Consider the following 25,798-nt stretch of genomic DNA (forward strand, 5'->3'; position numbering starts at 1 on the left):
AACTGGTACTTCGCTTAGCCAAAGCCCAACTTCAAACACTACTTATTATGCTAGCTGTAAAAATGGCTCCTGCGAAAGTAGTCGAGTGGCTACTTCGCAGGTAACGGTGACTACCCAACCTAATAGTCCGACTAGCGTTAATGTTAATAATACCACTATTTGTTCGGGAACTGCCGTTTCGCTGACTGCTACTTGCAGCACAGGTACACTGACTTGGTATAACCAAAGTTCAGGAGGAACAGCCATTGGAACTGGTACTTCGCTCAGCCAAAGTCCAACTGTGAACACAACTTACTATGCTAGTTGTAAAAACGGTTCCTGCGAAAGTAGTAGAGTGGCTACTTCGCAGGTAACGGTGACTACCCAGCCTAATAGCCCGACCAGTGTTAATGTTGATAATACTACTATCTGTTCGGGAACTGCCGTTTCGCTGACTGCTACTTGCAGCACAGGTACTCTGACTTGGTATAACCAAAGTTCGGTTGGAACAGCCATTGGAACTGGTACTTCGCTCAGCCAAAGTCCGACTGTGAACACAACTTATTATGCAAGCTGTAAAAATGGCTCTTGTGAAAGTAGTCGAGTGGCTACTTCGCAGGTAACGGTAACTACCCAGCCTAATAGTCCGACCAGTGTTAATGTCGATAATGCAACTATCTGTTCGGGTAGCTCTGTCTCGCTGACTGCTTCGTGTAGTTCAGGTACACTAACTTGGTATAACCAAAGTTCAGGTGGAACAGCCATTGGAACTGGGACTTCGCTTAGCCAAAGCCCAACTGCGAACACTACTTATTATGCAAGCTGTAAAAACGGCTCTTGTGAAAGTAGCCGAGTGGCTACTTCTCAGGTAACGGTGACTACCCAACCAAATAGCCCGACTAGCGTTAATGTTGATAATACCACTATCTGTTCGGGTAGCTCTGTTTCGCTGAATGCTACTTGCAGCACAGGTACACTGACTTGGTATAACCAAAGTTCGGGAGGAACAGCCATTGGCACTGGCACTTCGCTTAGCCAAAGCCCGACTTCAAATACTACTTATTATGCAAGCTGTAAAAATGGCTCCTGTGAAAGTAGTCGAGTGGCTACCTCCCAAGTAACAGTAACTACCCAACCAAATAGCCCGACTAGTATCAATGTTGATAATACGACTATCTGTTCGGGTAGCTCTGTTTCGCTGACTGCTTCATGTAGTTCAGGTACACTGACTTGGTATAACCAAAGTTCGGGCGGAACAGCCATTGGAACTGGTACTTCGCTTAGCCAAAGCCCGACTGTGAACACTACTTATTATGCTAGCTGTAAAAACGGCTCCTGTGAAAGTAGCCGAGTGGCGACTTCGCAGGTAACGGTGACTACCCAACCTAATAGCCCGACTAGCGTTAATGTTGATAATACCACTATTTGTTCGGGTAGCTCTGTCTCGCTGACTGCTTCGTGTAGTTCAGGCACTCTGACTTGGTATAACCAAAGTTCAGGTGGAACAGCCATTGGAACTGGGACTTCGCTCAGCCAAAGCCCAACTGTGAACACAACTTATTATGCTAGCTGTAAAAACGGCTCCTGCGAAAGCAGTAGAGTGGCTACTTCGCAGGTAACGGTGACTACCCAGCCTAATAGCCCGACCAGCGTTAATGTTGATAATACCACTATCTGTTCAGGTAGCTCTGTTTCGCTGACTGCTTCATGTAGTTCAGGTACTCTGACTTGGTATAACCAAAGTTCGGGCGGAACAGCCATTGGCACTGGGACTTCGCTCAGCCAAAGCCCAACTGTGAATACTACTTATTATGCTAGCTGTAAAAATGGTTCCTGTGAAAGTAGTAGAGTGGCTACTTCGCAGGTAACGGTAACTACCCAACCTAATAGTCCGACCAGCGTTAATGTCGATAATGCAACTATCTGTTCGGGAACTGCCGTTTCGTTGACTGCTACTTGCAGCACAGGTACACTAACTTGGTATAACCAAAGTTCAGGTGGAACAGCCATTGGAACTGGGACTTCGCTCAGCCAAAGTCCGACTGTGAACACAACTTATTATGCTAGTTGTAAAAATGGTTCCTGCGAAAGCAGTCGAGTGGCCACTTCTCAGGTAACGGTGACTACTTTACCGTCTGCCCCTACAATTAACGCACCTAGTACTTTAGTAGTTTGTTCACCAAATACATTAACCTTAACTGCAAGTGGTTGTGAAGGTACTGTTATGTGGTCTAACAGTTCTACGGGAACAAGTCTGACCTTATCAGCCGTAGGAACCTATACTATTTCGGCTACTTGCACTCTAAATGGTTGCGTAAGCAATGTCAGTACTCCTGTGAGCGGCTTAGAGATATTATCGCCTGTTACTCCGCAAGCCTCTAATACAGGTCCATACAAGATTGGGCAGACAATACAGCTGAATGCATTGGGCGGGACCAGCTATCAGTGGGAAGGACCTAATGGATTTACAAGTAATACAGCTTCTCCAATCATTGACAATGCTTTACCAATCAACGCAGGTACTTATACTGTCACCGTAAGTAATGGTATATGCTCGGCTACTGCTACTACCAGCGTTATGGTCGATGGCATAGACCCTTGTACACAGGTTGTAGCATACCAATATGTGAAAGCGGGTAATCCTTACCAACCTATGTTTACTTTGACCAATGGCATGGTTATCCAGCAGATTCCTGAACAAGTTTCAATTATGGCCGTACCTGTTTGTCCTACTATTCAGGTTGGTAGCGTAGACATGACCATTGTTGGTCCTGAAATTAACTGGACAATCCTGCAAAATGTGGAACCTTATGCCATTTTTGATAACCTAGCACAAAGTTTTAATGGGCGTAACTTTATACCCGGTACGTATACAATGACGGTAACAGGTTATCTGGAAGATAACCGTGTGGGAGGAATTGTGTATGGCCCCGTAGTAACAACGTTCACAGTGGTGGGTAGTATGGCTACTATTTCGGCTCCAATTGTGCCAAACAATGCCCTTTGCGCAGGTAGTACCATTGATGTAAGTTTTACTACTACCGGCAATTTCGATCTGAGTAATACGTTCAATATTCAACTTTCAGATGTTAACGGCAGTTTCACCAATCCAGTTATTATCGGAACCACCAATAGTGCCGGAACAGTTAGTTGCCAGATACCACAAAACCTTTCTGACACAGGGCAGTATCTGATTAGAGTAGCCTCATCGAATCAGGTAGTGGCTGGCAACCCAACCATGAGCTTCTTAACTATTACGGCTGCTGCCAGAAGTCTGACAAATGAAATCAGCACAGGAACGGTTACAGAAAAAGCCTCACAGCAAATAAGTGCCGAAAATAAAATTACTTCTCCGGCCAGTGTAACCTATCAGGCAGGGAAGTCCATTATACTTAATCCTGGTTTTGAAGCCAAAGAAGGCAGTGTTTTCAAAGCACAAATACAAGGCTGTGCCAATTAGTATATACGATAAATAATTATGACAAGAACAGACGATGCACTAATTGCATCGTCTGTTTTGTTATTAAAACCCTATTTTACTAGGCTTTCGAGTAAAAGCCTGATATTTGCTGTAACTACTTTGGCATCGTCTCTATGAATAAAATGCCCGCTGTTAGAAAGATAAATGAGCGACCCTCCTTTACGAGACGAATAAATGAATTTCCGCCATCGTTCCATATTTACCAGTGTTCTTACCTGAAAAAAAGCCTCTTGGTCAAAATCTTTGCTTCTTAGTTCGGGCGGCACTTCAAATTTCCCTGCCATAAAAAAGTAAACAGGCACATCAGGCAAAGGTAAAGCCTTTACTTCGGCGAAATCTGTTCTTCTTAAAGCCCCGAGTACTTGTGCTTCGCTCCACGGCCCATAGTACATCGAGTCTACTTGTGTGGGTGGTAACTGAGGCTTATACAGCCTATTGTATAACATTTCATCGATTTTTTTCTCAGGTATACTCAGTTTCCTGAAAATATTATTCCAGTCTTCTTTTGTTTCAGTAAAATCTGCGGGGTCTATTAATACCAAGCCAGCTATTTCATCAGGGTAGAACCCTGCAAATGCCCTAGCATATAAACCTCCCATTGAGTGCCCTACAATAACATAAGGCGGTGCTATATTTAATACCTCAAGAATAGCCTTCAAGTTGCCAGAAGTGCGCGCAACGGTCGGCATCTGAAAAATCTTGTCTGACTTTTCTACTCCTGCCCTATCGTAAGCCAATACAGGAGCCAGTTTTGCTAAATCGTCCAGAACCGTATCCCAGTTTCCCAGACCTACGCCCATACCATTTTCAAAGATAATAACCGGTTTTTTGGGGTCTCTATTTTCAAGACCCTTCGTAAAAACATGGAAATTTGTACCATTAGCTTTTACCATTTTTTCCTGTGCAAAAGCAAAAGACACCAGTAGCGTAAGCAAAGCCGTTTTCAGAAGTTTCATTTGTATGTAAGTTTAAGTTTGTTCAAAAATTTATGAACTATTCCTATTATTATTTACTATTTCGTTTGGTTTATTTTTCTAAAAATCGGCAAAAAATTATTATTCTTATTAGTCTTGCTTTACTTTTGTAAAGTATATAAGTTACACAATCATACAGACACACACCATTATTCATCAACGTATTACCATGCGATTTTTCAAACTTTTACTTTTCTTTCACTTTTTCGTTATTAGTTCTGCATTTGCACATCTGGGCACTATTGTAGGGCGCGTAACCGACAGCCAAACCAAACAACCAGTCAGAGGAGCTAGTATTCTGTTATCAGGGCTTGGCCGCGGTACTACTACTGACGAAGCGGGCTATTTCCAGTTGAATAACCTTGCCCCTGCACCTTATAAAATTGAAGTATCATTTATGGGGTATACCCCACAGGTACAGCAAGTTATGGTAAAAGCCGACGAAGTAACTGCGGTTAATTTCTTGTTGACTCATGCCGATTTCTCGCTCGATGAAGTAAAAGTATCAGCCAGCAATCCGCAACACCAGCAGTTGATTTCCAGCATGGATATTAAACTTCGCCCCATTAATAATTCACAGGAAGTTTTAAGAATTATTCCGGGGCTTGTAATAGGGCAACACGCAGGTGGAGGCAAAGCCGAACAGATTTTCCTGCGTGGATTTGACATTGACCACGGCACTGATATTCGCCTGACTGTTGACGGAATGCCTATTAACATGGTCTCTCATGCACACGGACAAGGCTATGCCGATGCGCATTTTATTATTCCTGAATTAATTGAGGGTGTCGATTTCAAGAAAGGTTTATACGATGCCGACAAAGGAAATTTCAGCACAGCAGGCTGGGCAAATTTCAAAACCAAAACTGTGTTAGAACAAACATTCCTGAAAGCCGAAGGCGGACAGTTTAATACGTATCGGCTTGTGGGGGCAGCCAATATACTTGGGCAAAAGGCAATAGCTAATAACCAGAATGCTTATGTGGCTGGCGAATATGGGTATTCAGACTCATATTTTGAAGCACCTCAGCATTTTAAACGCCTGAATTTATTAGGCAAATACCACGGGCATCTAAGCAAAAATACCAGTCTGACTTTCACAAGTTCGACTTTCTGGAGCAAATGGAACGCTTCGGGGCAAATTCCTGACCGCGCTGTGGATGCAGGTCTGATAGGGTTCTTTGGCGCAATAGACCCCAACGAAGGCGGACAAACAAGCAGAACAAACCTGAATGCTGAGTTTTTGACGCTGACTAAACATAACCATGTCTGGAAAAACCAGCTTTTCTTTTCAAATTACAATTTTGAGCTATTTTCAAACTTTACTTTTTTTCTGCAAGACCCTATTAATGGTGACCAGATTAAACAGAAAGAAGGCCGTAACCTCTGGGGGTATAACAGTAATTATTCTATTGCGCATGGCATTGGTAATAAACAGGCTACCCTAAATATTGGTATTAATTACCGCCACGATTTAACACAGAACTCGGAACTTTCGCATACGAAAAATCGCACAGAAGTATTAGAAAGAATTAAATATGGCGATGTGAACGAGGCTAATCTGGGAGCTTATATTGACGAAAGCATACAATTAAGCACTAGGCTTTCGGCTACGATAGGCCTACGTTTCGACTATTTCAATAACCAATATACTGACCACCTTCAGAACAACCAGCTAAGCCATGCTAAAGCATCTATTGTATCGCCCAAGCTGAACCTGTATTATACCCAGAATAAAAACTTACAATTTTACCTGAACGCCGGAAAGGGCTTCCACTCGAACGACACCCGTGTGGTAGTAGAACGCAACGGCCTAGAGATTTTACCTGCTGCTTATGGTACTGATCTGGGTACTATCTGGAAACCTTTCTCCAAGATGGTTATTAATGCTGCTTACTGGTATTTATGGCTGAATCAGGAGTTTGTGTATGTTGGCGATGCAGGCGTTGTTGAACCTTCGGGGAAATCGGTCAGAACAGGTCTTGATGTATCTTTAAGATATCAGCTTACGAAATCTCTGTTTTTTGATGCAGATGCCAACTGGGCTAAACCTCGTGCCGTGGGTGAAGCTGAAGGACAAAACTTTTTGCCGCTGGCAGTTAAGTTTACCAGTATTGGTGGGTTAACGCTCAAAAACAAAAACGGCTTTAGTGGTAGTATCAGATACCGCTATGTGGGCGACCGCCCGGCTAACGAAGATAACAGTATTGTAGCAAAAGGTTATTTTGTAAGCGATGCCCTATTTAGTTATTCTAAAAATATGTTTACGCTGGGTTTATCGGTACAGAATATTTTTAACACCAAATGGAAAGAAACTCAGTTTGCTACTGAAAGCCGTTTAAAGACCGAGACTTTGCCTGTGGAAGAAATACATTTTACACCCGGTACACCATTTAATGCACGTTTATTTTTACAACTAACGTTCAGGTAGCCAATAAAACATAAGAGTGGTGAAACACATAATTAGCTTTAGCTATTGCAGCTACTCAATGAGTATTTGCCTGATTTGTGTTTCATCACTCTTGTGTATACGTGGCAATTACTGCCCACTTATTGAACTACAAACTGTTAGGGTCTCTGTCCCTTTCACGGTTTCTGTCCATATCTTCGTCAATCTCTGTACCTTCTGAGCGGTCGGCATCAGTATTTCTGTTAACACCTTCACGGTCTCTGTTATCCGACTGCTGGCCTGAACTCCAGTTATCTGACTGCCCTTGCTGGCCTGTATTTGTATTTGATTGTTGGCCTTGCTGGCTGCTGTTTCTGTCGCCTTGTTGCTGGCCTGACTCTCTGTTACCAGATTGCTGACCTTGTTGGCCCTGATTCCAGTTTTCTTGGCCTTGCTGACCTCTATTCGTATTTGATTGTTGGCCTTGCTGGCTGCTGTTTCTGTCGCCTTGTTGCTGGCCTTGATTCCGGTTTTCTTGTCCTTGCTGGCCTTTGTCCATGTTACTCGACTGTTGCCCTTGTTGGCTAGAATGCCTGTCGCCTTGTTGTTGGCCTGTTTGTTGGCCTTGATTCCAGTTTTCTTGTCCTTGCTGACCTTTGTTTGTACTTGATTGTTGGCCTTGTTGACTCGCGTTTCTATTTCCTGATTGTTCGGTCGACGTGTTTTTTTCGTCTTCTCTAGGCTTATTTTGTGTAGTTGCCATAATTTTAGAAATTTTTGAAGTTAATAAACAATACAAGAAAAATACATTTTCTCATATTATTTCTTCAAAAAATTCTATGCCAGCCCTCCATATAGGCTCTTTAGGCGTTTACTGTTTTTTATTGTGGCAAAGAATACTCAACTCAGAAAAAGATGAGTAAAGAATTAAGCAACGTATAGTTTGCACACGTTCAATTGGCGTATTTTACGGCATTAAATGAGTGGCTCTGTTTTTTTAATATTACTTATTAAATAAAACAATTCATCCATTTTTTAACTTATATATACAATTCCATACACAATATATATACTTTATCCATGCATTATTTTGTTGGCTGTTCGGGTTTTTCCAATAAAGATTGGAAAGGCTATTTTTACCCTGAGGAACTTAGCTCCGAAAACTATCTGAAATTTTATGCAGAGCATTTTAACTCAGTAGAGATTAATACAACTTTTTATCGGAGACCAACCATCAAAACACTTGATAACTGGTATAATCAAAGCCCTGAGGGCTTTCTCTTTTTTATTAAAATTCCTCAGTCAATCACACATATTAATCTTCTTAAAAACACAAGGCAGGAAATAACCGATTTCTGTAAGCATATTCAGCATGGCTTAAAAGAAAAACTGGCTGGTTTTCTGTTTCAGTTTCCACCTTCTTTTAGTTGTAATAACGATAACCTGAAAAACATACTCGACGACCTTAACCCTAAGGTTACAAATGTGGTAGAATTTCGGGATAAAAGCTGGTGGAACGATACTGTTTATGAAGTATTGAAAGAGCAGCAAATCATTTTTAGTGGGGTGAGTATTCCTAAGAATATTCCTGATACGCTTATTATTAACAACCCTGATACCGTTTATTACAGGTTACATGGCAGACCTATCCTTTTCAAATCGGAGTACAGCGAAGAAGAAATCCGTTCTTTAGCCGATGCAATTAAAGCTAGTAAAAAAAATGCCTTTATTTTTTTTAATAATACATGGGGTATTTCTGCCATTAAAAACGCCTTGTATCTGAAAAAACTTCTGTTGGGTAACTAAATACGGGCAACGCTGCGAGCTTTTGTTTTAATTTTGAAGAATTATAAACAGAATAGCCATTTATTCGTTATTTTTAGAACAAAAAAAGTTCTGATGCGGGTTTTAATTGCCGACGACCACGAGATTTTTTTAGATAGCCTTTCGTTACTGGTTGCAACGTTTCCTGATGTTGAGGTAGTGGGAAGCTGTAAAAATGCTACTGAAGTTATTGGTTTTGCCCAAAACAATGAGATAGACTTGCTCATTACCGATTACAGAATGCCCCAAATGACAGGCGTTGAATTAACCATATTTCTTCGGCAGCATTACCCTGAAATCAGGGTTTTAATGTTGTCGGTATCAGAAGAAGCTGAGATGATTCGTGAATCTTTTCAGGCAGGTGTATGGGGTTACATGATGAAGCGTGCCGGCAAAGCAGAACTTCTGAAAGCCTTACAAAGCATTGCCAACGGCCAGAAATACTTTAGCGAGTCGGTTGTTTTTGAGTTAATGCGTTTGGGCCTGACAGATAACATTCCGAAAGAAGAAGTTTCGAATGAGTTTAACCAACTTACAGAAAGAGAAATTGACATTATACGGCTGATTTCCAATGAGTTGTCGTCAAACGAAATTGCCGAAAAACTATTTATTGCTCCTAAAACGGTAGAAATACACCGACATAATATTTTGAAAAAATTAAATGTTAAAAATACCGTCGGCATTATTAAATATGCCATCAAAAATGGATTAATAAGCTAATCAATACCTTTGGTTTTATTAAACCGGAATTACTATCAGTACTTCTGTACCCCCTTCGTTGTGTATTCTTACATGGCCTCTTAAAGACTGAATACGTGAATGGATGTTCTTCAAGCCTAAACTATCTAGGTTAATTTGGTGGCTATCAAATCCTTTTCCATTGTCTTTTACCGATATTGTGAGGTATCCTTCTGTTTCAATAATAGCAATAACTGCATTTTTAGCCTGTGCATGTTTGAGTACATTATTGACCAATTCGAGAATAATACTATAAATTTCATAGCTGATTCTAGGCGAAAAACTTACCTGATTTATCTGAATCTGGGCATCAAATTGCGTTTTACCGATTAGATTTAATTTCTTAATCAGGTTTTCGACAGCAGCAATTAACCCATGCTTTTCTAGCTCGTCGGGCAACAGGTTATGCGAAACCAACCGTACATCGGCATAAACTTCATCTATAAATCGTAGTGTAGAGTCATAATTAGCCCGTTCTTTTGGTGTAAAATATTCGTTTTCAAGCAATTCTACACGCATTTTTACACCCAGAATTTTATTCGAAATATTATCGTGCAATTCAGAAGCCATACGTTTGCGTTCCATTGTTTGCCCCTGTAACAAAGCCTCCTGAATATCCTGATTTTTCTTACGGAGTTTCCGGTTTACAAAAAACACATAAATCACAACACATAAGCCAAGCAAACCTCCAATTAAAAGAAAATTTCGGGTTTGAGTAAGCTGCTGGTTTTCAAGACTTTGTATCTGGTTTTTTTGTTTCTCATCTTCATATTTTAATTGCCATTCCAGATACTGCCCCAGAGCCTCCTTATGTTCAATATGCTGTTCATACAACTGCATTTTTTCAAAGTATGCCAATGCTTCCTGCGGTTTGCCCAGATTTTTATAAGATTCATAAAAAATCTTGTTCAAGGCATAATCGAAGATAGTCAGTTTCATACTCTTTAAGGCTTCCTCACCAACTTTTGCCTCTTTTATGGCATTTTCGTAATCCTTTTTTTCAAGATAATAATTACCCAACGACAAGCCATTGCTGGTTAAGAGGTACTTATCCATCCCATCTTTTCTTGGTTGCCTTGCAATTACTTTTATCTGGTTTATTATCCTAAACCCTTCCTCTTGTTTTCCTAAAAACATCAGGCAAAGACCCTGATACCATTTACCTGCAAAGTACTGATAAAAGTACTTGTCGGGGTCATTTTTTGTAGTTACCCACGACTCAATGGCGTATTGCATTGCCGTATGGTAATCTTTGTGCCTTAAGTAATATTGCATCAGGCTCAAGTCCATGTTGGCAATCTGCATTGGGTTACCCTGTTTCTTCATTAACATTAAGCCATCTAACAGGTAGCTCAAATATTTCTTTTCGGTTTGAGTATCAACAATAGGTTTGTTGTAAAAGTAATTAGTGATAATTACCGATAGATTCCCAAAAGCAATAAGATACATTTTTTCGTTCTGAAAACGCCTGAAGTACTTGATAGCCAACTCCATTTCTTTAAAAGCGAGTGAAGTATAGCCTTGAAGATGATAATTCCGGCTAATTGCCAGATGGCTGTAAGCATTACTCTGTCGCCAGCTGGAAGTCTTGCTAAAACGCTTCAGAGAATCTGTCCAGACTTGCCGAAGTTCTGGCTCAGCTAACGAAATCATACTACAAATGCTATATAGCGAGACCGTCAGCGAGGAATCCCGCTTGACTGAAACGGGCTGTGTTATGAGTTGTCTTAAAACTGTTTGCAGGCTATCATTTTTTGGGGTTTGCCCCCAAAACTTTACCGGAAACATCAAAAGCAGTATGAGTATGGGTTTTCTCATTCCTAAAAAAATATTAGCCTAATGTAGGGATATTTTATGACTTTAATCGAATTTCTGGTTAAAATACAGGTTTCCACTTATTATATATAAGGGTTTTTACTTATGTAAAATACAGATTTCCACCGATTTACTAAGGTTGTTTTTTGAGAGAATTTTGTATGACTAATTACGACGCCCATGAAAAAAACATTTATTACTTCCATACTACTGCTATTTGTTTATATTGTTTCTGGCCAGACTCTAAAATGGGTAAAACAAGCCGGCTCCTACGCAAGAGTGAATGATGGCAATGCCATTGCAACCGATGCCGCAGGCAATATTTATGTTACGGGGCGTTTTCAGGGTGTAACCAACTTTGGTGGTACAACGCTTACCCCTGCTGCAATAGATATTTTTGTAGCCAAATACAACAGTGCGGGTACACTGCAATGGGTAAAACAGGCAGGTGGTTCGGGTGCTTTTAATTACGGATATGGTATAGCTGTTGACGGCTCTGGAAATGTATATGTAACAGGATACATTGCGGCAGCCACAGATTTTGATGGCACAACCGTAACACCTGTGGGGTATAACGATGTATTTGTAGCTAAATATAACAGTAGCGGTAGTTTTCAATGGGTTACAAATGCAGGTGCTGCTGGTAAATATGCTATCGGGCATGGCATTGCCGTTGATGCCGTCGGGAATGCTGTTATTACAGGCGAATTTCAGGGTGTAACCAATTTTGGAGGAATAACCCTGACCGCTATTGGTAGCAAGGATATATTTATAGCCAGCTACAATAGCGCAGGAGTACTTCTTTGGGTGAAACAAGGCGGGGTTTCTAATCGCTCGGATATTGGTACTGGTATTGCCGCAGATAAACTGGGAAACATATTCGTAACCGGAGAACTTTATAATAATACTATGCTGGCAGGTACAAGCATCGGTACAGTAGGCGACCCTGATATGTTTATTGCTAATTTTAACACAAGTGGTGTGTTGCAATGGGTTCGGCACGCGGGTTATCCGTCAATACATAATGGCGGCCTAACTACCAGTTACCCCGTTAGAGGTGTAGCCATTGCCACAGATGGCTCAGGTAGTTTGTTTGTTACTGGTACTTTTGACGGCGCACCTGACTTTGGTGGAACGGTGTTGTCGCAGGGGGTAGGCAGAGACATCTTCACGGCCAAATATAGTAGCACCGGCGATTTAATTTGGGTAAGGCAAATAGGCAAACTCAATAAATTTAATTTTACCTATGCTATTGCGGCAGATACTGACGGCAATTGTTATGTTACGGGTTCATTTCAGTTATCGGCTGATTTTGGCGGAACTACCTATAACGCTATCGGGAAGCAGGATGCTTACGTTTGTAAATATAACAACATTGGCAATCTAGAATGGGTAAGGCAGGCTGGCTCAACAAATAAATTCAATAATGGGCAAGGCGTTGCTACCGATGCCTCGGGCAATGTATGCGTTATTGGCTATTTTTCAGGGCCGACCGATTTTGGCGGAACAACCCTTAACATGATTGGTAATCAGGATGTGTTTATATGGGTTATACAGCAAAACAACTGCCTTAACTCACTCACGCCCACGGGAACCATCACAACTAATCAGAAAGCAGCGGCAACAGTGATTACTAATAGTACAAATGTTATTCCTGATGCCTCAAATGTTATTTATCAAGGCGGAAACTTTGTTATGCTTAATGCAGGGTTTTCAGCAGTGAATGGCAGCGTTTTTACAGCACGGATTGCGGGTAATTGTCAATAATTTTCAAGTTACAATATTGCCTGAGCATCTATCAAATTCTTCCTATTCATTCTCATTGGTTTAGGTTCATCCTTACCCTTTCGGCTGATATAATAGCCGTTATTAATCTATCTGCCCTATACCTGTCTTGGGGCATACAAACCTCAAGCCCATAAAGCTCGATTTCTTGATACCACAAAGGTTCAAATCTATCTGCATTTACTTTATTTTATTTATATCCTACACTTTTGATGGATTTATTATTTTTTACAATTAATTATTGTTTTACAATAATTAATTGTAATTTTGAAGCAAGTAATTATTCCTTAGCAGCATTGCATTTACTGTTAGGGGTAGTTGCTTATTTTATTGCAACAATTTTTCAGCAGGGCTTAAAACTTCAACATGAACAGGATTTATTTATCTGAATAACCTCATTTTTCGATATGATTAAATAGCAACCAATCAACATTTTAGCAAATTTATTCATGAACGCTCCCTAAATGAGAGCATGGAATTGTATTGTTTAAAAATCAATAAAATTATGAACTGGCTATCACTTAAAAACATTAACAAAACTTACGGCAATGGTATTAAAGCCATTGATGATGTAACCCTCAATATCTGCAATGGTATGTTTGGTTTATTAGGCCCAAATGGTGCCGGAAAATCGTCGCTCATGAAAACCATTGCAGGCTTGCAAAGCCCCGACAGCGGCAGTATTACCCTTAATGAGACCGACATTGTGGAAAATACCGACTTTATAAAAAAACAGTTGGGTTTTCTGCCGCAGGATTTTGGCGTTTATCCGAAAATATCGGCCTATAATTTACTGAATCATCTGGCGGCACTGAAAGGGGTTTCTGACAAAACCATGCGTAAGGAGCAAATAATGGCCTTGCTTGATAAAGTGAATCTGTACCAACACCGGAACAAAGAAGTTTATACTTTTTCGGGTGGAATGCGGCAAAGATTTGGTATTGCTCAGGCACTTCTGGGGAGTCCACAGGTAATTATTGTAGATGAACCCACGGCAGGGCTTGACCCCGAAGAACGCAATCGTTTCAATAATCTGCTCAGCGAAATAGGCGAAGACATCATCATTATTCTATCGACACATCTGGTAGAAGATGTTAAAAACCTTTGTACGAGTATGGCTGTAATGTATAAGGGAAAACTAATAGTACACGGAAAACCCTCTCAGTTTGTGGATGCAATTGAGGGGTCAATCTGGAAGAAAACCATAGACAAACAGGCACGCGATGCTTACGAGCAAGAGTTTAATGTTATTTCTACCCAACTAACAGAGGGGAAGTTGAGCATTCATGTATATGCACCAGAAAAGCCCGACGGCCAGTTTGAAATGCTGGCTCCTACACTGGAAGATTATTATTTTTTCATCATGAATCAACAAAAACAAGCCACCTCATGAACACTACTGCACAACTAAAGCACCTCCTTGTTTTTGAGTTACTGTTTTTTTTCAGAAAATTCTGGATTTACCTCATTTTACTGGGTTTTCTGGGTATGGGCTTTGTGGGAGGGTCTGTGCTATCGGCTTTTTCTACCGAAAATATTTACCGAAACTCGCCGTTTGCTATTACTTATATTGTGGGGTATTTATCACTAATATGTGTTTTTCTGACAAGTATATTGGCCGCACAAGTTTTATTCCGTGAGCAGGAACATCATTTTTCAATGGTGTTATACGCTACTCCGCTGAAAAAAATCAACTTTTTTCTGAGCAGATTCATGGTTATCTTCGGCATCACGGTTTTAGCCATGTTTTTATTAATTATGGGGTTTATGATTGGCCAAAAAATGTCGCGGTTCGATGCCAGCGAATTTGAGCCTTTCCATATCAGTTATTATTTACAACCCTTTGTTCTGCTTATTATACCCAATATCTTTTTTTGCTCGGCTGTGGTATGCAGTGTAGGGCTATTGAGCAAACATAAACTATTGGTATATGTTTCGGCTTTGTTTATTTTTATTGGCTATCAGGTAACGCTCATTTTTTCAGGTTCTCCGTTAATTGCCGGAGCAATGCCTCCTACCGAAGAATCTATGCGGCTAGCTGCTTATCTCGACCCTTTCGGTTTATCTGCCTTTTTGCATCAAACCCTGCAATGGTCTGCCATACAGCGCAATATTCAACTAACGGCCCTCACAGGTAGTATGCTCGTTAATAGGGTAATTTATATGGCTTTTTCAGTCATAGGTCTTCTGGTATCGTATTGTTTTTTCAGATTTTCGGTCGATGAGAAAAGTAAAAAAGTAAAAGAAAAACCTCTTGCCAAAACCAATTCAGGTATCTATCGGGCCATTATTCCTAAACCGTTCAGCTTGTTGCATAACTGGCAGTCAATGTGTAGTATCATAAAAATAGATTTAACTTTTGTTGTCAGGAGCATCTCATTTTTACTGATTCTTATCGGAATCATTTTTTTTGTTTCGATGGAAATGTATGGCGAAGTAGAACAAGGCATCCGTATCCCTGAATTGTATGTCAGCACCAGTTTAATGGTTAATACCATTCTGGAAACATTCCCTGTTTTGTGTAGCCTCGTAGTGTTGTTTTACAGCAACGAGTTACTATGGCGTAGCCGTATCTCAAATTTTCATCTGATAGAAAACACCACCCCTCACCGCCTGCCTGTCCGGTTGTTTGCCCATTGGCTTTCAATGGGGTTTATCGTTCTGCTATTACTGGCAGGTGTAATTATGACAGGTATTGTGTTTCAGCTTGTTTATGAATATCGACATATCGAATGGACAACGTATCTATATTTAAGTTATCTTGTAGGTTTACCATTGCTGCTAACTTCGGGCGTTATTATTATCATTCAGTCAATCATTAAAAACCGATATGCAGGGCTGATTGTAGCTAATGTTTTTGTTTTGCTAACCACTACAAGGCTCGGTATTCCTTTACATATTAAACACCCGCTGCTACGCATAGGTGCCGCTTTTAGTGGGGAACACAGTGCCATGAATGGCTTCGGAGCCTATACTTATTCATTTAACTGGCGAATGCTTTTCGGTAGCTGTACAGTACTTTTGTTGATGATTATGGCAATACAAGTGCAAAAACACAGTAAAAAAGTATTCAATTCACCTACTATTGTAGGGTTGGTGGTATTACTCACAGGAGCGGGGGCTTCTGGCTATTATATCAGTAATCGTATCGAACTATCAGATACTGAGGCTACTTTACAATGGCAGGAAAATTATGAAAAAAAATACCGCTTATTTGAAAACTTACCTCAGCCAACCATAAAGGCTATCCAGACCAGTATCGATTTATTTCCTGAAATTAATGCTTATTCGGTAAAGGCTACCTATACATTAAAAAATCAGACAAAACAGCCAATTGAAAAACTTCTGTTTTATATTAAACCCGAAATTACACTCAAAAGTCTGCAAGTGGATAGAAAGCAAGCTGTAATAACAGACAAAGAATCGGGACATTACTGGGTCAATCTGGAACAACCTCTACAACCTGACGACAGCCTGATAGCTAATTTTGAGTTTGGTTACGTCTGGAATAATTTTAACAGACTAGCCTCATTTAATGCGATTGTCGAAAACGGGGCATTCATGCGTATCAGTAATTATTTTCCACAGCTGGGTTACCAGCCCAATAACGAAATAAACGATGCTGCTGAACGCAAAAAACGTAAGTTAGGTGCGGCAACATCATTAAAGCTACTGGAAGCACCAAGAGAAACAAATGCGCAACGTATTAACTTGGATATGCTAGTTTCTACCACTGCCAGCCAGTCAGCCATTGGTGTAGGTGAACTCGTTAAGCAATGGACGCACAACAACCGGAATTACTTTCATTATAAAACAAACACTCCTATTCGTTTCAGGTTCGGGGTATCATCGGCCCGATATGCTATTCAGAAAACAACTCATAGAGGCATTGAAATTGAGGTATACTACCACCCTGCTCATCCTGAAAATGTAGACGGGCTAATACTTAATGCAAAAAACACCTTAGACTACTGCGAAGCAAATTTCGGCACATATCCGTTCAAGACTATCCGTTTTGCCGAAATATCTTCTTTTACCAAAGGCTTTGCAGCTACCGCCTACCCTGCTACCATATTTATGCCCGAAAACATGATTTTTCATGCCAATATCAGAGCCGATAACCAGCAGGATGTAATTAATGAACTGGCTGCGCACGAGCTTTCGCACGAGTGGTGGGGTACGAATCAATTTATCACCGACCGAAGAGAAGGAAGTGATATGCTAAGTGAAACCTTTGCCATGTATACCGAACTAATGCTGACAAAGAAAATGTATGGCCCGAAAAGGGTTCTTGAAAATGTTAAAATGCACCGTAATATTTACCTGAACGACAGGGGGTTTAGCAGCGAACAAGCCTTATATAAAAGTGATGAAGCAAATGTTTATCTGTTCTACTCGAAAGGGTTGGTAGTAATGTATCAGCTAAGTGAACTCATTGGTGAGGAAAAAGTGAATACCGCTCTAAGGAACCTATATCATAGATACGCCAATAGTAATGTTCTACCTGTTTCGACCGATTTTCTGGAAGAATTATACAGCCTTACCGATGCGTCTGTACATACAGTTATTGATGAACTCTTCAAGAAAATTATTATTTATCAACCTGCCGCGCAGAGAATCAGAACACAGCGGATGGGTAATAAATATAAAACCAGTTTTGATATTACTGTACAGAAACTTGAAGAAGATGGCAACGGTAAGCAGACACCACAAGTTTATAACGGCACTATTGAAATAGGTTTTTATGGCAAAGACAACAAAGAACAGATAAAAGTCTTCTCTGTAAGCCATAATAAGGCGAGCGTCAGCGTGAGTCATACTGAAAGACCACTGAAAATGGTTTTAGACCCACATGAAAAACTAATAAAATCAGACGATGGCACCAGTTATTCATTAAAATAAGATTTTTGTTTCCTCAATATAGTTATGGGGAAACATTTTTTTACTTACGCTTATATTAAAAACGAAGTAAATTTTAATACTTTGTTTGCACGTGCCGTAATCGACCAGCGTGTGAGTGGTAGCGTATAGCAAACGATGAAGCAAATCCTGAAACATTCTATATTATACATAGCTATGGAATGTCGTTACTTCTGGGAAACACCAACAATCAGAATTTTAATGAAGCCTTTAAAGCATATACCCTCAATGTGGATGGACAAAGAGTTAGTATCGGTTGAGTAATTAATCATCTGCTTTTACATCTTACAAGTATACTTTTTCTAGTTACTCTGTTAGTCACTAATATTTTGTTTATCACACTCTTCAATTCCGGCAGTACCTCTCTGCCAAACCATTGGTTTTTGGCTTGCCAGATGTTGTTTCTTGGCGAGGGGTGAGGTAGAGGAAAAAACTTAGGCAGGTACTCCTGATAATGACGCACAGTTTCAGTAAGGGTATTTTTGACGCTTGCGCCTAAGTAGTAATTCTGTGCGTATTGGCCTACTAATAGCATCACTTCTATATGTGGCATTTTGTCTAATAATTGGCGGTGCCATAGCGGGGCACATTCGGGGCGAGGGGGTAGATCTCCGCTTTTGCCTGTGCCGGGGTAGCAGAAACCCATTGGTATTACTGCAAAGAGGTCTGTATTATAAAAAGTGACTTTATCTACACCTAACCATGACCGTAGATTATCTCCGCTTTTGTCATTCCACGGGATACCGGAATTATGCACGATTCTCCCCGGTGCCTGCCCGACAATCACAATCTTACTTTGGGTACTTGCCTCCACCACCGGATTCACACCTGCTGTCAGATGCTGTTCACATATTTTGCAGTTTTTTATTTGGGAGAGGAGGGTTTGCATGGTTTTCAATCGCTACTTTTTGTTGATTTCTGGCAATATAATCATAATTCAGGTTATTTATTTGTTCACTGTACTCTGCCGGAAGGATAATGCGTTTAATAACTTTATCTAACCTGAGTTTCCGACTAAATAAGTAAAGATTTAGCAAGATTTTGCCCTTTATTGAACTACCAAAAGCTAATAGTTCAAACACTTTCGACGGAACAACTAACTTCTGACATTCTAATAATATGTAATAGCGACTTGTACCTAGATGTTTTTTGTATTGCAAAAAAAGGTCTGCGGTGTAAAAGCCATTCAGTAAATCTGTCTGTAAATGGGCTTTACGCGAGAGCTTCCAGCTTGTGTAATTATCAGGTAACTCTTTTAAACCCATTCTTAATCCTACCTCCTGAAAAACCCTAAAAATCTCTTCTTTTTCCTGAATACTGAGTTTTTTTTCAAGCAATTCATAGGCAACAACCGAGTAGTCGATTAGCATATACAGTACGTCGCGATATGCCCAGTCAGGAATACGCGCGCCACGGCTCTGCTCAACTCCCTGATGGATACTACTTATTTTATCAATGGTGGCAAGTGCTTGCGCTCGTTTGGCAAAAACAATCATTTGCGCGTAGCGAACTGTCGAAAAAAGCCGACCTAAAGGGTCAGATGGTATCTTTCCGGTAAAATATAGCCAGTCAACGGCTTTATTCAGGGCAAACTCTGCGGCTGAACCAGCAAATATGAATAAAATCACATCTGAATTTCCCCATATTTTTCTTACGATTGAGTGCTTGTCAACAAAATTATCCATAATTAGCTTAATTTTTAATTATTAACCCCTCTTCATAGGCTCTTGTGGTATTTGCTCAACCAATAGAATTGTCAGAAAACCAAGTGTATAGGCTAGTATATCATACCATGCAAAACTATTTCCCAACGCAATGGCTAACACACGATATTTCTCCCAACCCATGTAATGCACAAAATGAAAATACTGCAAGGTTTCAATCAGGTAACAAAATAGCAGTACCGCTAATGCAGCCTTAAGGAAATGGGCATTCCAAAAAGTAAATACAAAGCAATAAACAAGAAACACCACCAGATAATCGCCTACAAAGGGTCTGACGAAAGAATCGTGTACGTAAATGGCAATCAATACTTCTATGACGAAGAAAACAATAGCCAGCAATCCGTATCTAGGTCTGAATGTAATCATTCTTAATATTAAAAAGTACTTTTAATTACAAAGTTAGTATTTATGTGCGAATTACAAGAGCTTTACCTTGATTTTTTTCAAGCAAGTTTATCTATTTATTTGAAAGGGGGGTTAATGAACGTTTGAGTGGAAACAGGATGAGACAATATTAAATAAAAAAATTGCCCAGCCAACATATAGGTGTCTGAACTATCGGTTTTTTATTGAATACGCAAATAATTCGACTGGGCAATAAATTATAAGTTCGTATTAGGCAGTTTTTCTATTTCAATTAACCAGTTATAAATAATACCCCACTGTGCGCTTATTTATTTTATGGAACACTCGCAAGAATACAAAAAATTAATAAAAAATAAAATCATCTTACTATTTATTTTACGGAATGAAAAATAAAAAAATAATAGTAATAACTATTTCAATTACTTTATTTCCCTTCTGCCCACCAATTCCACAAATTTTTTAATATTTTTACCAAAAAACACTTCCAATAAAACATCTATTACATGAAATCTATCTTTACCCTTAAGTCAGTCTTTGTGGGTGCTTGTATCGGTTGCAGTGCAGTAGCGGGTGTCTTCGCCTCCAAAGGTGTGGCTTATACTCATCTACTGAATGTACTCCAAGATACTACCAAACAAACTAAAGACACTACCAAGTATATACGTTACAAAGATTTACCGCTCAAAGCTACGCGTAAATTCAAATCTACTACTACCGAAGGCACGTGGCTTTCGGTTGATGTAAGCCCAGATGGCAAAACTATTGCTTTTGACATGATGGGCGATTTGTTCACGATTTCGTTTACAGGTGGCAAGGCTACCAACGTTACAAAGGGCATGGCTTTCGACACCCATCCACGTTTTAGTCCAGATGGCAAAAAGCTATTGTTTATCTCTGACCGCACAGGCTCCGACAACATCTGGTACATTGATTTTGATAAAAAAGATACTGTACAGGTAACAAAAGACCGCGACCAAAATTATACTTCTGCCGATTGGACACCCGACGGCAAATATATTGTTTTCTCGAAAGGCCGTATGAACGTACAACTCTGGATGGTTCACCACAACGGTGGCGGAGGTGTACAACTTATCGACCAGCCCGAACGCCTTAAAACCATCGATGCAGCAGTGGGGCATGATGGCCGCTATATTTATTATTCGCAACGCACAGGCGCGTGGAATTACAACGCCATGATGCCTCAATACCAGATTGGCGTTTATGACCGCGACAACGCCAAACGTACTACTATTACCTCAAGGTATGGCTCTGCCTTTACTCCTACCCTATCGGACGATGGCAAATGGTTGGTCTATGGCTCGCGCTATGAAGATAAAACAGGGTTGGTATTGAGGAATCTGTCTACTGGCGACGAAAAATGGCTCGCCTACCCTATTCAACGTGACGATCAGGAATCTATTGCTACCATGGGTGTATTGCCTGCTATGGCATTTACGCCTGATAATCAGTCGGTTATTGCCTCTTATGGAGGTAAAATTTACAAAATCGGTATCAACGGCGACAAGCCAGTATCTATCCCTTTCAGCGTTGATATGGAAATAGAAATGGGGCCGCAGTTAGAATTCAAATATCCGATTTCAGACACCAGTCATGCACTCATTACCCAGATTCGTGACGCGGTGGCTTCACCCGACGGTAAAAAACTGGCTTTTACAGCCCTGAACCGACTGTATGTGGCCGACTACCCGAACGGAACCCCTCGCCAGCTTACTACTAACGATTTTACCGAAGCTCAACCGGCGTGGTCGAACGATGGCAAGAGCCTTGTATTTACTACTTGGACACCCGAGGGAGGAAATTTATACAAAATAAACGTAGAAGGAACACCAAATTTGCAGAAACTTACGCAAAGCCCAGCTTTGTATGCGCAACCTGCATGGAGCCCTAAAAATGACCGCATTGTGTTTGTCCGCAGTCCGCTGCAAGCCTATAAATCATCTATTGGCCCGGTGGCAAGCAGTGCAGAAGATGACCTCTGCTGGATAGATGCGAATGGCGGAGCCGTAACAGTTATTGATAAAGCCCGAGACCGCTCGACTCCACACTTTGTGAGTAGCATAACTGACCGTGTTTTTCTGAGTGGCCCTGACGGAACGTTGCTGTCTGTCAAGTGGGATGGCACTGATGAAAAAACACACGTAAAAGTAACGGGTATTACCACTTATGGCATGAGCATTGAAAGCGAAGAGTTTGTGCATAACTGTATGCTGTCAGAGAAAGCTGCGCAGGCTATGGAGGTAAACAGACCCTCGACGGCTTCACAGCTAATCATGGCTCCTGATGGCGAACAGGCATTGGCACAAATTAATAACGAGATTTATACCCTTGATGTACCTAAAACAGGCAAAACCGTTAATATTTCGGTTTCAGACCCAAGCTCGGCACAGTTTCCGGCTAAAAAGTTGACTGAGTTAGGCGGAGAGTTTCCGTCATGGTCGAGCGACTCTAAAAAAGTACACTGGTCGCTGGGGCGTTATCATGTCGTATATGATTTGGAAAAAGCCAAATCGTTCGATGACAGCGTGAAAGTAGCCAAAAAAGCCGAAGAAAAACGCAAGGCAGATTCACTGAACAAAGCAAAATCAGACAGCATCAAAATAAAAACAGACAGTGTAAAAATAGATGCTAAAAAAGTAGCTGCAAAAAAAGAAGACCCTAAATACAAACCACAGGAAACCGAGATAAAAATCTATTTCAGCCGCGACATACCTGTGGGAGCAGTGTTGTTAAAAGGGGCTCGCGTAATTACGATGAAAGGCAACGAAATCATAGAAAATGCCGACATACTCATTGAAAACAATCGAATTAAGGAAATAGGTAAAAGCGGAACGCTCAAAAATACAGCTAAAGCCAAAGTAATAGATGTTAAGGGCAAAACCATTATGCCGGGCTTTGTAGATACGCACGCACACATGTGGCCGCAATGGGGTATCCAGAAGAATCAGGTCTGGATTTACGCCGCCAATCTGGCTTATGGCGTAACCACAACCCGTGACCCTCAGACAGCCACTACCGACGTATTTACTTATGGCGACATGGTGGAATCTGGCAAAATTGCAGGCCCAAGAATTTATTCAACAGGGCCGGGCGTAGGTTATTGGTCTTACAACATCAAAGACTCAACCGGAGCCATTAATGCCTTGAAACAATATAGTAAGTATTACAACTCAAAATACATTAAAATGTATCTGACAGGAAATCGCCAGAGCCGCCAATGGATTATTAAAGCCGCTCGCGACCAGCAGTTGATGCCTACTACCGAAGGAGGGTTGAACTACAAACTAAATATGACTAACTTGCTTGATGGGTATCCGGGCCATGAACATGCTATTCCGGTATACCCCTTATATAACGATGTAGTCAAAAGCATTGCTTTCTCGCAAATGGCTGTTACACCTACCCTACTGGTATCGTACGGAGGGCCTTTTGCCGAGATTTATTATTTTGAAACTGAGAATCCGTATCATGATAAAAAAATGCAGTACTTCATGCCTTATGAAGAACTAGCCGAAAAAACGCGTCGGGTAAGTACTTGGTTCATGCCAGAAGAACACGTATTCCAGAAACACGCCAAATCGATGAAATCGTTGGTTGAAGGTGGGTCACTGGCAGGTATTGGTAGCCACGGAGAGTTTCAGGGGCTAGGATACCACTGGGAATTATGGTCGATGCAAAGTGGAGGCATGAAAAACCACGATGCCCTGCGGGTGGCTACAATTTTAGGAGCTAAAGCTCTAGGACTAGACCAAGATTTAGGAAGTATAGAGAAAGGTAAACTAGCCGATTTGTTAATCATGGATAAAAATCCGCTGGAAAACATTCGTAATTCCAATACACTAAAGATGGTTATAAAAAATGGCCGTATCTATGATGCGAATACGCTAGACGAAATATACCCTACCCAAAGAAAACTCGTTCGGACGGAATGGTCTTTCGAAAAACCTGCCAATAACACAGGATTAACCGATTAGTCTGAAAATAACTTTCATAAAAGCCTTTCTTCTTCCTGAGGAAAGGCTTTTATTTTTCAGTATTTATGTTTTATCCAAAATATTTTGAAAATTCCATATAGATAAAATATACTATTATTTCATTATATATAATATATTTTATTTATTCAGTATTTTCAAATAAATTAAACTAAAAAAGCCTCGTGCAGAGGCTAAAAAGCAATATATGATAGCTGGCAGGTTTTGTATGTATTGCCTATCTATATAATATAGCGAAAGAAACAGTATTTAAGTTTCAGCAATTCCTTACTGAAACCATTAAGTTGTTATTTCAGGTAATATAATTTGAGTAGATTGGCAGCATCAGCAGCGTTTTCAGCACAAGCATTGCAGAAAGTCCCCCTACCCGCAACAGGCCCTTCGTATAACCAATGGAACGTTTTGGCATATTTCCCGTCAAGGCTTGCTATGCGTAAGGTATTGTTTTTTCGGGGTACAACGTATAGCATAAGTTTATTAGGAAACAATACTTTAAATGCCTTTTCTCCATTCAGTAAATCAGTTCCCTGATACTCCAGCTTCATGCTTTTTATATCACCTTCCGGTGTTTTGTAAGAATAGTTAATGTCGCCAACCTGATTGGCATTTACCCAAAAAGCATAGGTTTCAAAATCTTTGGCATTAAAGTTTTTATAAGCAAAATTAGCAACACGCTGCCCGTAAGTTGAAACCGACAGCATGAAAAAACAAACAATAAGAATTCTGTGCATTTATATAATAAGTTTAGTAACACTATTATTGACTAAATAACTGTGCCAGCACTTACTGATATTGCTTTTGAAACTCAACTGATTCATTAACAAGCAAAGTATCTGTAATGTTGAAGAATATGATACCCGTTGATTACTGAACACGCATCTATGGTTAGATACCATCTAAAAACTAGCTCATGGTTTTGCGTCAGGTTTTCAGTACTTACCTTTTTATTTTATTTAGGTCTGGCATAAAAATAAGTAACACCGTTGTGTTTGTCGTCATAGGTAACAACGTCTTTATCATGATGAAACTGGAAATAACTCAATAAGCCAAAATCACCCGAACACATTGCTGTATGTGTAAGAATAGTGCCTGCAATGGTTAGCATCCAGCTTGAATTTACCACAAAAAGTATCAGAATCAAAATAGCAGTAATGACAATAAATGGTGCTAATGCCACAATCTCGAACTCTTTTTTATTTGCTACAAATTTATCAGCAAGGGCCATAAAATAGAATTTTTTAAGATTTGCATCATAAGAAGTATCTTTTGCACCTTGCGATTTATAGGCCAATACATGAATATACTCGTGCAATGGTACTAGCAAAAAAGCGATAGCCAACCCATAACTAAAATGACTAAAACGCCCCCCAATATCAATAGCTGATGTATCAATTTTTTTAAAAAACAAATAGCCCGTAAGCCCAAATGCAAGTAAATTACTTACATAATACAAAGCTGTATACTTTGTTTTTTTGTTAATATAGGTTCGCACAAAAGGCACTAAATCTTTATGCCCAAGCTGGTCGAGTAAAGTATAACCTTTCTGAGTTAGTTCTTCGGGTCTGATATCCATAGTAAAACCGACATTTTAAATAAATAATAGCATGAATCAACTCTTGAATCTTAGTAAATCTATGATTACCTGACCCAAGCAAAATTTAACTCAATGCTAAAATAGCACATAATTATCAGACATAGAATGGTGAAATGTATCATATTCTAAACTAAATAACGGAAAACATTAGCCTCTCTGGCATTTATCCGACACAGCAAATTATACAGGCTCAATTTAT

At 40.2% G+C, this 25,798-nt stretch carries 16 protein-coding genes; 8 read left to right on the forward strand and 8 right to left on the reverse strand.

The window, feature by feature from the left end:
- Positions 1-3,439, forward strand: a 3,439-nt coding sequence (locus tag WAA15_RS23395; protein ID WP_337045278.1) for an Ig-like domain-containing protein, incomplete at its 5' end; no start/stop codon positions are given.
- 71 nt (positions 3,440-3,510) lie between these two features.
- Here the strand turns inward: WAA15_RS23395 and WAA15_RS23400 are convergent.
- Positions 3,511-4,416 (reverse strand): alpha/beta fold hydrolase, encoded by a 906-nt coding sequence (locus tag WAA15_RS23400; protein ID WP_337045279.1) that lies wholly within the window; start codon positions 4,414-4,416, stop codon positions 3,511-3,513.
- 187 nt (positions 4,417-4,603) lie between these two features.
- Here WAA15_RS23400 and WAA15_RS23405 point away from each other — a divergent pair, with 187 nt between their 5' ends.
- Positions 4,604-6,865 (forward strand): TonB-dependent receptor, encoded by a 2,262-nt coding sequence (locus tag WAA15_RS23405; protein WP_337045280.1) that lies wholly within the window; start codon positions 4,604-4,606, stop codon positions 6,863-6,865.
- Between the two features lie 127 nt (positions 6,866-6,992).
- Here the strand turns inward: WAA15_RS23405 and WAA15_RS23410 are convergent, their stop codons facing one another.
- A complete protein-coding gene (locus WAA15_RS23410; RefSeq protein WP_337045281.1) occupies positions 6,993-7,586 on the reverse strand; it encodes a hypothetical protein in 594 nt (197 codons plus the stop codon).
- Positions 7,587-7,903: 317 nt separating this feature from the next.
- Here WAA15_RS23410 and WAA15_RS23415 point away from each other — a divergent pair, with 317 nt between their 5' ends.
- Both WAA15_RS23415 and WAA15_RS23420 read left to right on the forward strand, forming a co-directional pair.
- Complete coding sequence (locus WAA15_RS23415; RefSeq protein WP_337045282.1) at positions 7,904-8,629, forward strand: DUF72 domain-containing protein; 726 nt, start codon at positions 7,904-7,906, stop codon at positions 8,627-8,629.
- A 93-nt stretch (positions 8,630-8,722) separates the two neighbouring features.
- The gene (locus WAA15_RS23420) at positions 8,723-9,367 is read left to right on the forward strand and encodes a response regulator transcription factor (protein ID WP_337045283.1); all 645 of its coding nucleotides are present in this window, start codon (positions 8,723-8,725) and stop codon (positions 9,365-9,367) included.
- Positions 9,368-9,385: 18 nt separating this feature from the next.
- Here WAA15_RS23420 and WAA15_RS23425 read toward each other — a convergent pair whose 3' ends face one another.
- Positions 9,386-11,203 carry an ATP-binding protein gene (locus WAA15_RS23425; protein WP_337045284.1) on the reverse strand — a complete coding sequence of 606 codons (1,818 nt, stop codon included), beginning with the start codon at positions 11,201-11,203 and terminating at the stop codon, positions 9,386-9,388.
- A 177-nt stretch (positions 11,204-11,380) separates the two neighbouring features.
- Between WAA15_RS23425 and WAA15_RS23430 the strand changes: the two genes are divergently transcribed.
- From WAA15_RS23430 to WAA15_RS23440, 3 genes are all read left to right on the forward strand, one after another.
- Positions 11,381-12,967 (forward strand): SBBP repeat-containing protein, encoded by a 1,587-nt coding sequence (locus tag WAA15_RS23430; RefSeq protein WP_337045285.1) that lies wholly within the window; start codon positions 11,381-11,383, stop codon positions 12,965-12,967.
- 523 nt (positions 12,968-13,490) lie between these two features.
- A complete protein-coding gene (locus WAA15_RS23435; RefSeq protein WP_337045286.1) occupies positions 13,491-14,378 on the forward strand; it encodes an ABC transporter ATP-binding protein in 888 nt (295 codons plus the stop codon).
- Positions 14,375-17,887 (forward strand): ABC transporter permease/M1 family aminopeptidase, encoded by a 3,513-nt coding sequence (locus tag WAA15_RS23440; protein WP_337045287.1) that lies wholly within the window; start codon positions 14,375-14,377, stop codon positions 17,885-17,887. The genes WAA15_RS23435 and WAA15_RS23440 overlap by 4 nt, the downstream gene beginning before the upstream one ends.
- Before the next feature lie 286 nt (positions 17,888-18,173).
- Here WAA15_RS23440 and WAA15_RS23445 read toward each other — a convergent pair whose 3' ends face one another.
- Genes WAA15_RS23445 through WAA15_RS23455 form a run of 3 tightly spaced genes read right to left on the reverse strand, consistent with a single transcriptional unit; the run spans position 18,174 to position 19,995 of the window.
- Positions 18,174-18,794, reverse strand: a complete 621-nt coding sequence (locus WAA15_RS23445; RefSeq protein WP_337045288.1) for a uracil-DNA glycosylase family protein — start codon at positions 18,792-18,794, stop codon at positions 18,174-18,176.
- Complete coding sequence (locus WAA15_RS23450; RefSeq protein WP_337045289.1) at positions 18,751-19,590, reverse strand: oxygenase MpaB family protein; 840 nt, start codon at positions 19,588-19,590, stop codon at positions 18,751-18,753. The genes WAA15_RS23445 and WAA15_RS23450 overlap by 44 nt, the downstream gene beginning before the upstream one ends.
- A gap of 21 nt (positions 19,591-19,611) precedes the next feature.
- Positions 19,612-19,995, reverse strand: a complete 384-nt coding sequence (locus WAA15_RS23455) for a ribosomal maturation YjgA family protein (RefSeq protein ID WP_337045290.1) — start codon at positions 19,993-19,995, stop codon at positions 19,612-19,614.
- 503 nt (positions 19,996-20,498) lie between these two features.
- On the opposite strand from WAA15_RS23455, the gene WAA15_RS23460 reads away from it, so the two are divergent.
- On the forward strand, positions 20,499-23,987 hold the full coding sequence (locus tag WAA15_RS23460) for an amidohydrolase family protein (RefSeq protein WP_337045291.1): 3,489 nt from the start codon (positions 20,499-20,501) through the stop codon (positions 23,985-23,987).
- A gap of 305 nt (positions 23,988-24,292) precedes the next feature.
- On the opposite strand, the gene WAA15_RS23465 is transcribed toward WAA15_RS23460, so the two are convergent.
- Both WAA15_RS23465 and WAA15_RS23470 read right to left on the reverse strand, forming a co-directional pair.
- Positions 24,293-24,736, reverse strand: coding sequence for a hypothetical protein (locus tag WAA15_RS23465; RefSeq protein ID WP_337045292.1), 444 nt, complete (start codon positions 24,734-24,736; stop codon positions 24,293-24,295).
- A gap of 218 nt (positions 24,737-24,954) precedes the next feature.
- Positions 24,955-25,578 (reverse strand): DUF3267 domain-containing protein, encoded by a 624-nt coding sequence (locus tag WAA15_RS23470; RefSeq protein ID WP_337045293.1) that lies wholly within the window; start codon positions 25,576-25,578, stop codon positions 24,955-24,957.
- Between the last annotated feature and the right edge of the window lie 220 nt (positions 25,579-25,798).

Origin of the sequence: Emticicia sp. 17c, assembly GCF_037153985.1 — a bacterium.
Taxonomy (GTDB): Bacteria; Bacteroidota; Bacteroidia; order Cytophagales; family Spirosomataceae; genus Emticicia.

What these genes read in the sequence shown, in the direction of transcription:
- WAA15_RS23400 (WP_337045279.1), bottom strand. Translation starts at nt 4,416, where the DNA reads ATGAAACTTCTGAAAACGGCTTTGCTTACGCTACTGGTGTCTTTTGCT.
- WAA15_RS23405 (WP_337045280.1), top strand. Translation starts at nt 4,604, where the DNA reads ATGCGATTTTTCAAACTTTTACTTTTCTTTCACTTTTTCGTTATTAGT.
- WAA15_RS23410 (WP_337045281.1), bottom strand. Translation starts at nt 7,586, where the DNA reads ATGGCAACTACACAAAATAAGCCTAGAGAAGACGAAAAAAACACGTCG.
- WAA15_RS23415 (WP_337045282.1), top strand. Translation starts at nt 7,904, where the DNA reads ATGCATTATTTTGTTGGCTGTTCGGGTTTTTCCAATAAAGATTGGAAA.
- WAA15_RS23420 (WP_337045283.1), top strand. Translation starts at nt 8,723, where the DNA reads ATGCGGGTTTTAATTGCCGACGACCACGAGATTTTTTTAGATAGCCTT.
- WAA15_RS23425 (WP_337045284.1), bottom strand. Translation starts at nt 11,203, where the DNA reads ATGAGAAAACCCATACTCATACTGCTTTTGATGTTTCCGGTAAAGTTT.
- WAA15_RS23430 (WP_337045285.1), top strand. Translation starts at nt 11,381, where the DNA reads ATGAAAAAAACATTTATTACTTCCATACTACTGCTATTTGTTTATATT.
- WAA15_RS23435 (WP_337045286.1), top strand. Translation starts at nt 13,491, where the DNA reads ATGAACTGGCTATCACTTAAAAACATTAACAAAACTTACGGCAATGGT.
- WAA15_RS23440 (WP_337045287.1), top strand. Translation starts at nt 14,375, where the DNA reads ATGAACACTACTGCACAACTAAAGCACCTCCTTGTTTTTGAGTTACTG.
- WAA15_RS23445 (WP_337045288.1), bottom strand. Translation starts at nt 18,794, where the DNA reads ATGCAAACCCTCCTCTCCCAAATAAAAAACTGCAAAATATGTGAACAG.
- WAA15_RS23450 (WP_337045289.1), bottom strand. Translation starts at nt 19,590, where the DNA reads ATGGATAATTTTGTTGACAAGCACTCAATCGTAAGAAAAATATGGGGA.
- WAA15_RS23455 (WP_337045290.1), bottom strand. Translation starts at nt 19,995, where the DNA reads ATGATTACATTCAGACCTAGATACGGATTGCTGGCTATTGTTTTCTTC.
- WAA15_RS23460 (WP_337045291.1), top strand. Translation starts at nt 20,499, where the DNA reads ATGAAATCTATCTTTACCCTTAAGTCAGTCTTTGTGGGTGCTTGTATC.
- WAA15_RS23465 (WP_337045292.1), bottom strand. Translation starts at nt 24,736, where the DNA reads ATGCACAGAATTCTTATTGTTTGTTTTTTCATGCTGTCGGTTTCAACT.
- WAA15_RS23470 (WP_337045293.1), bottom strand. Translation starts at nt 25,578, where the DNA reads ATGGATATCAGACCCGAAGAACTAACTCAGAAAGGTTATACTTTACTC.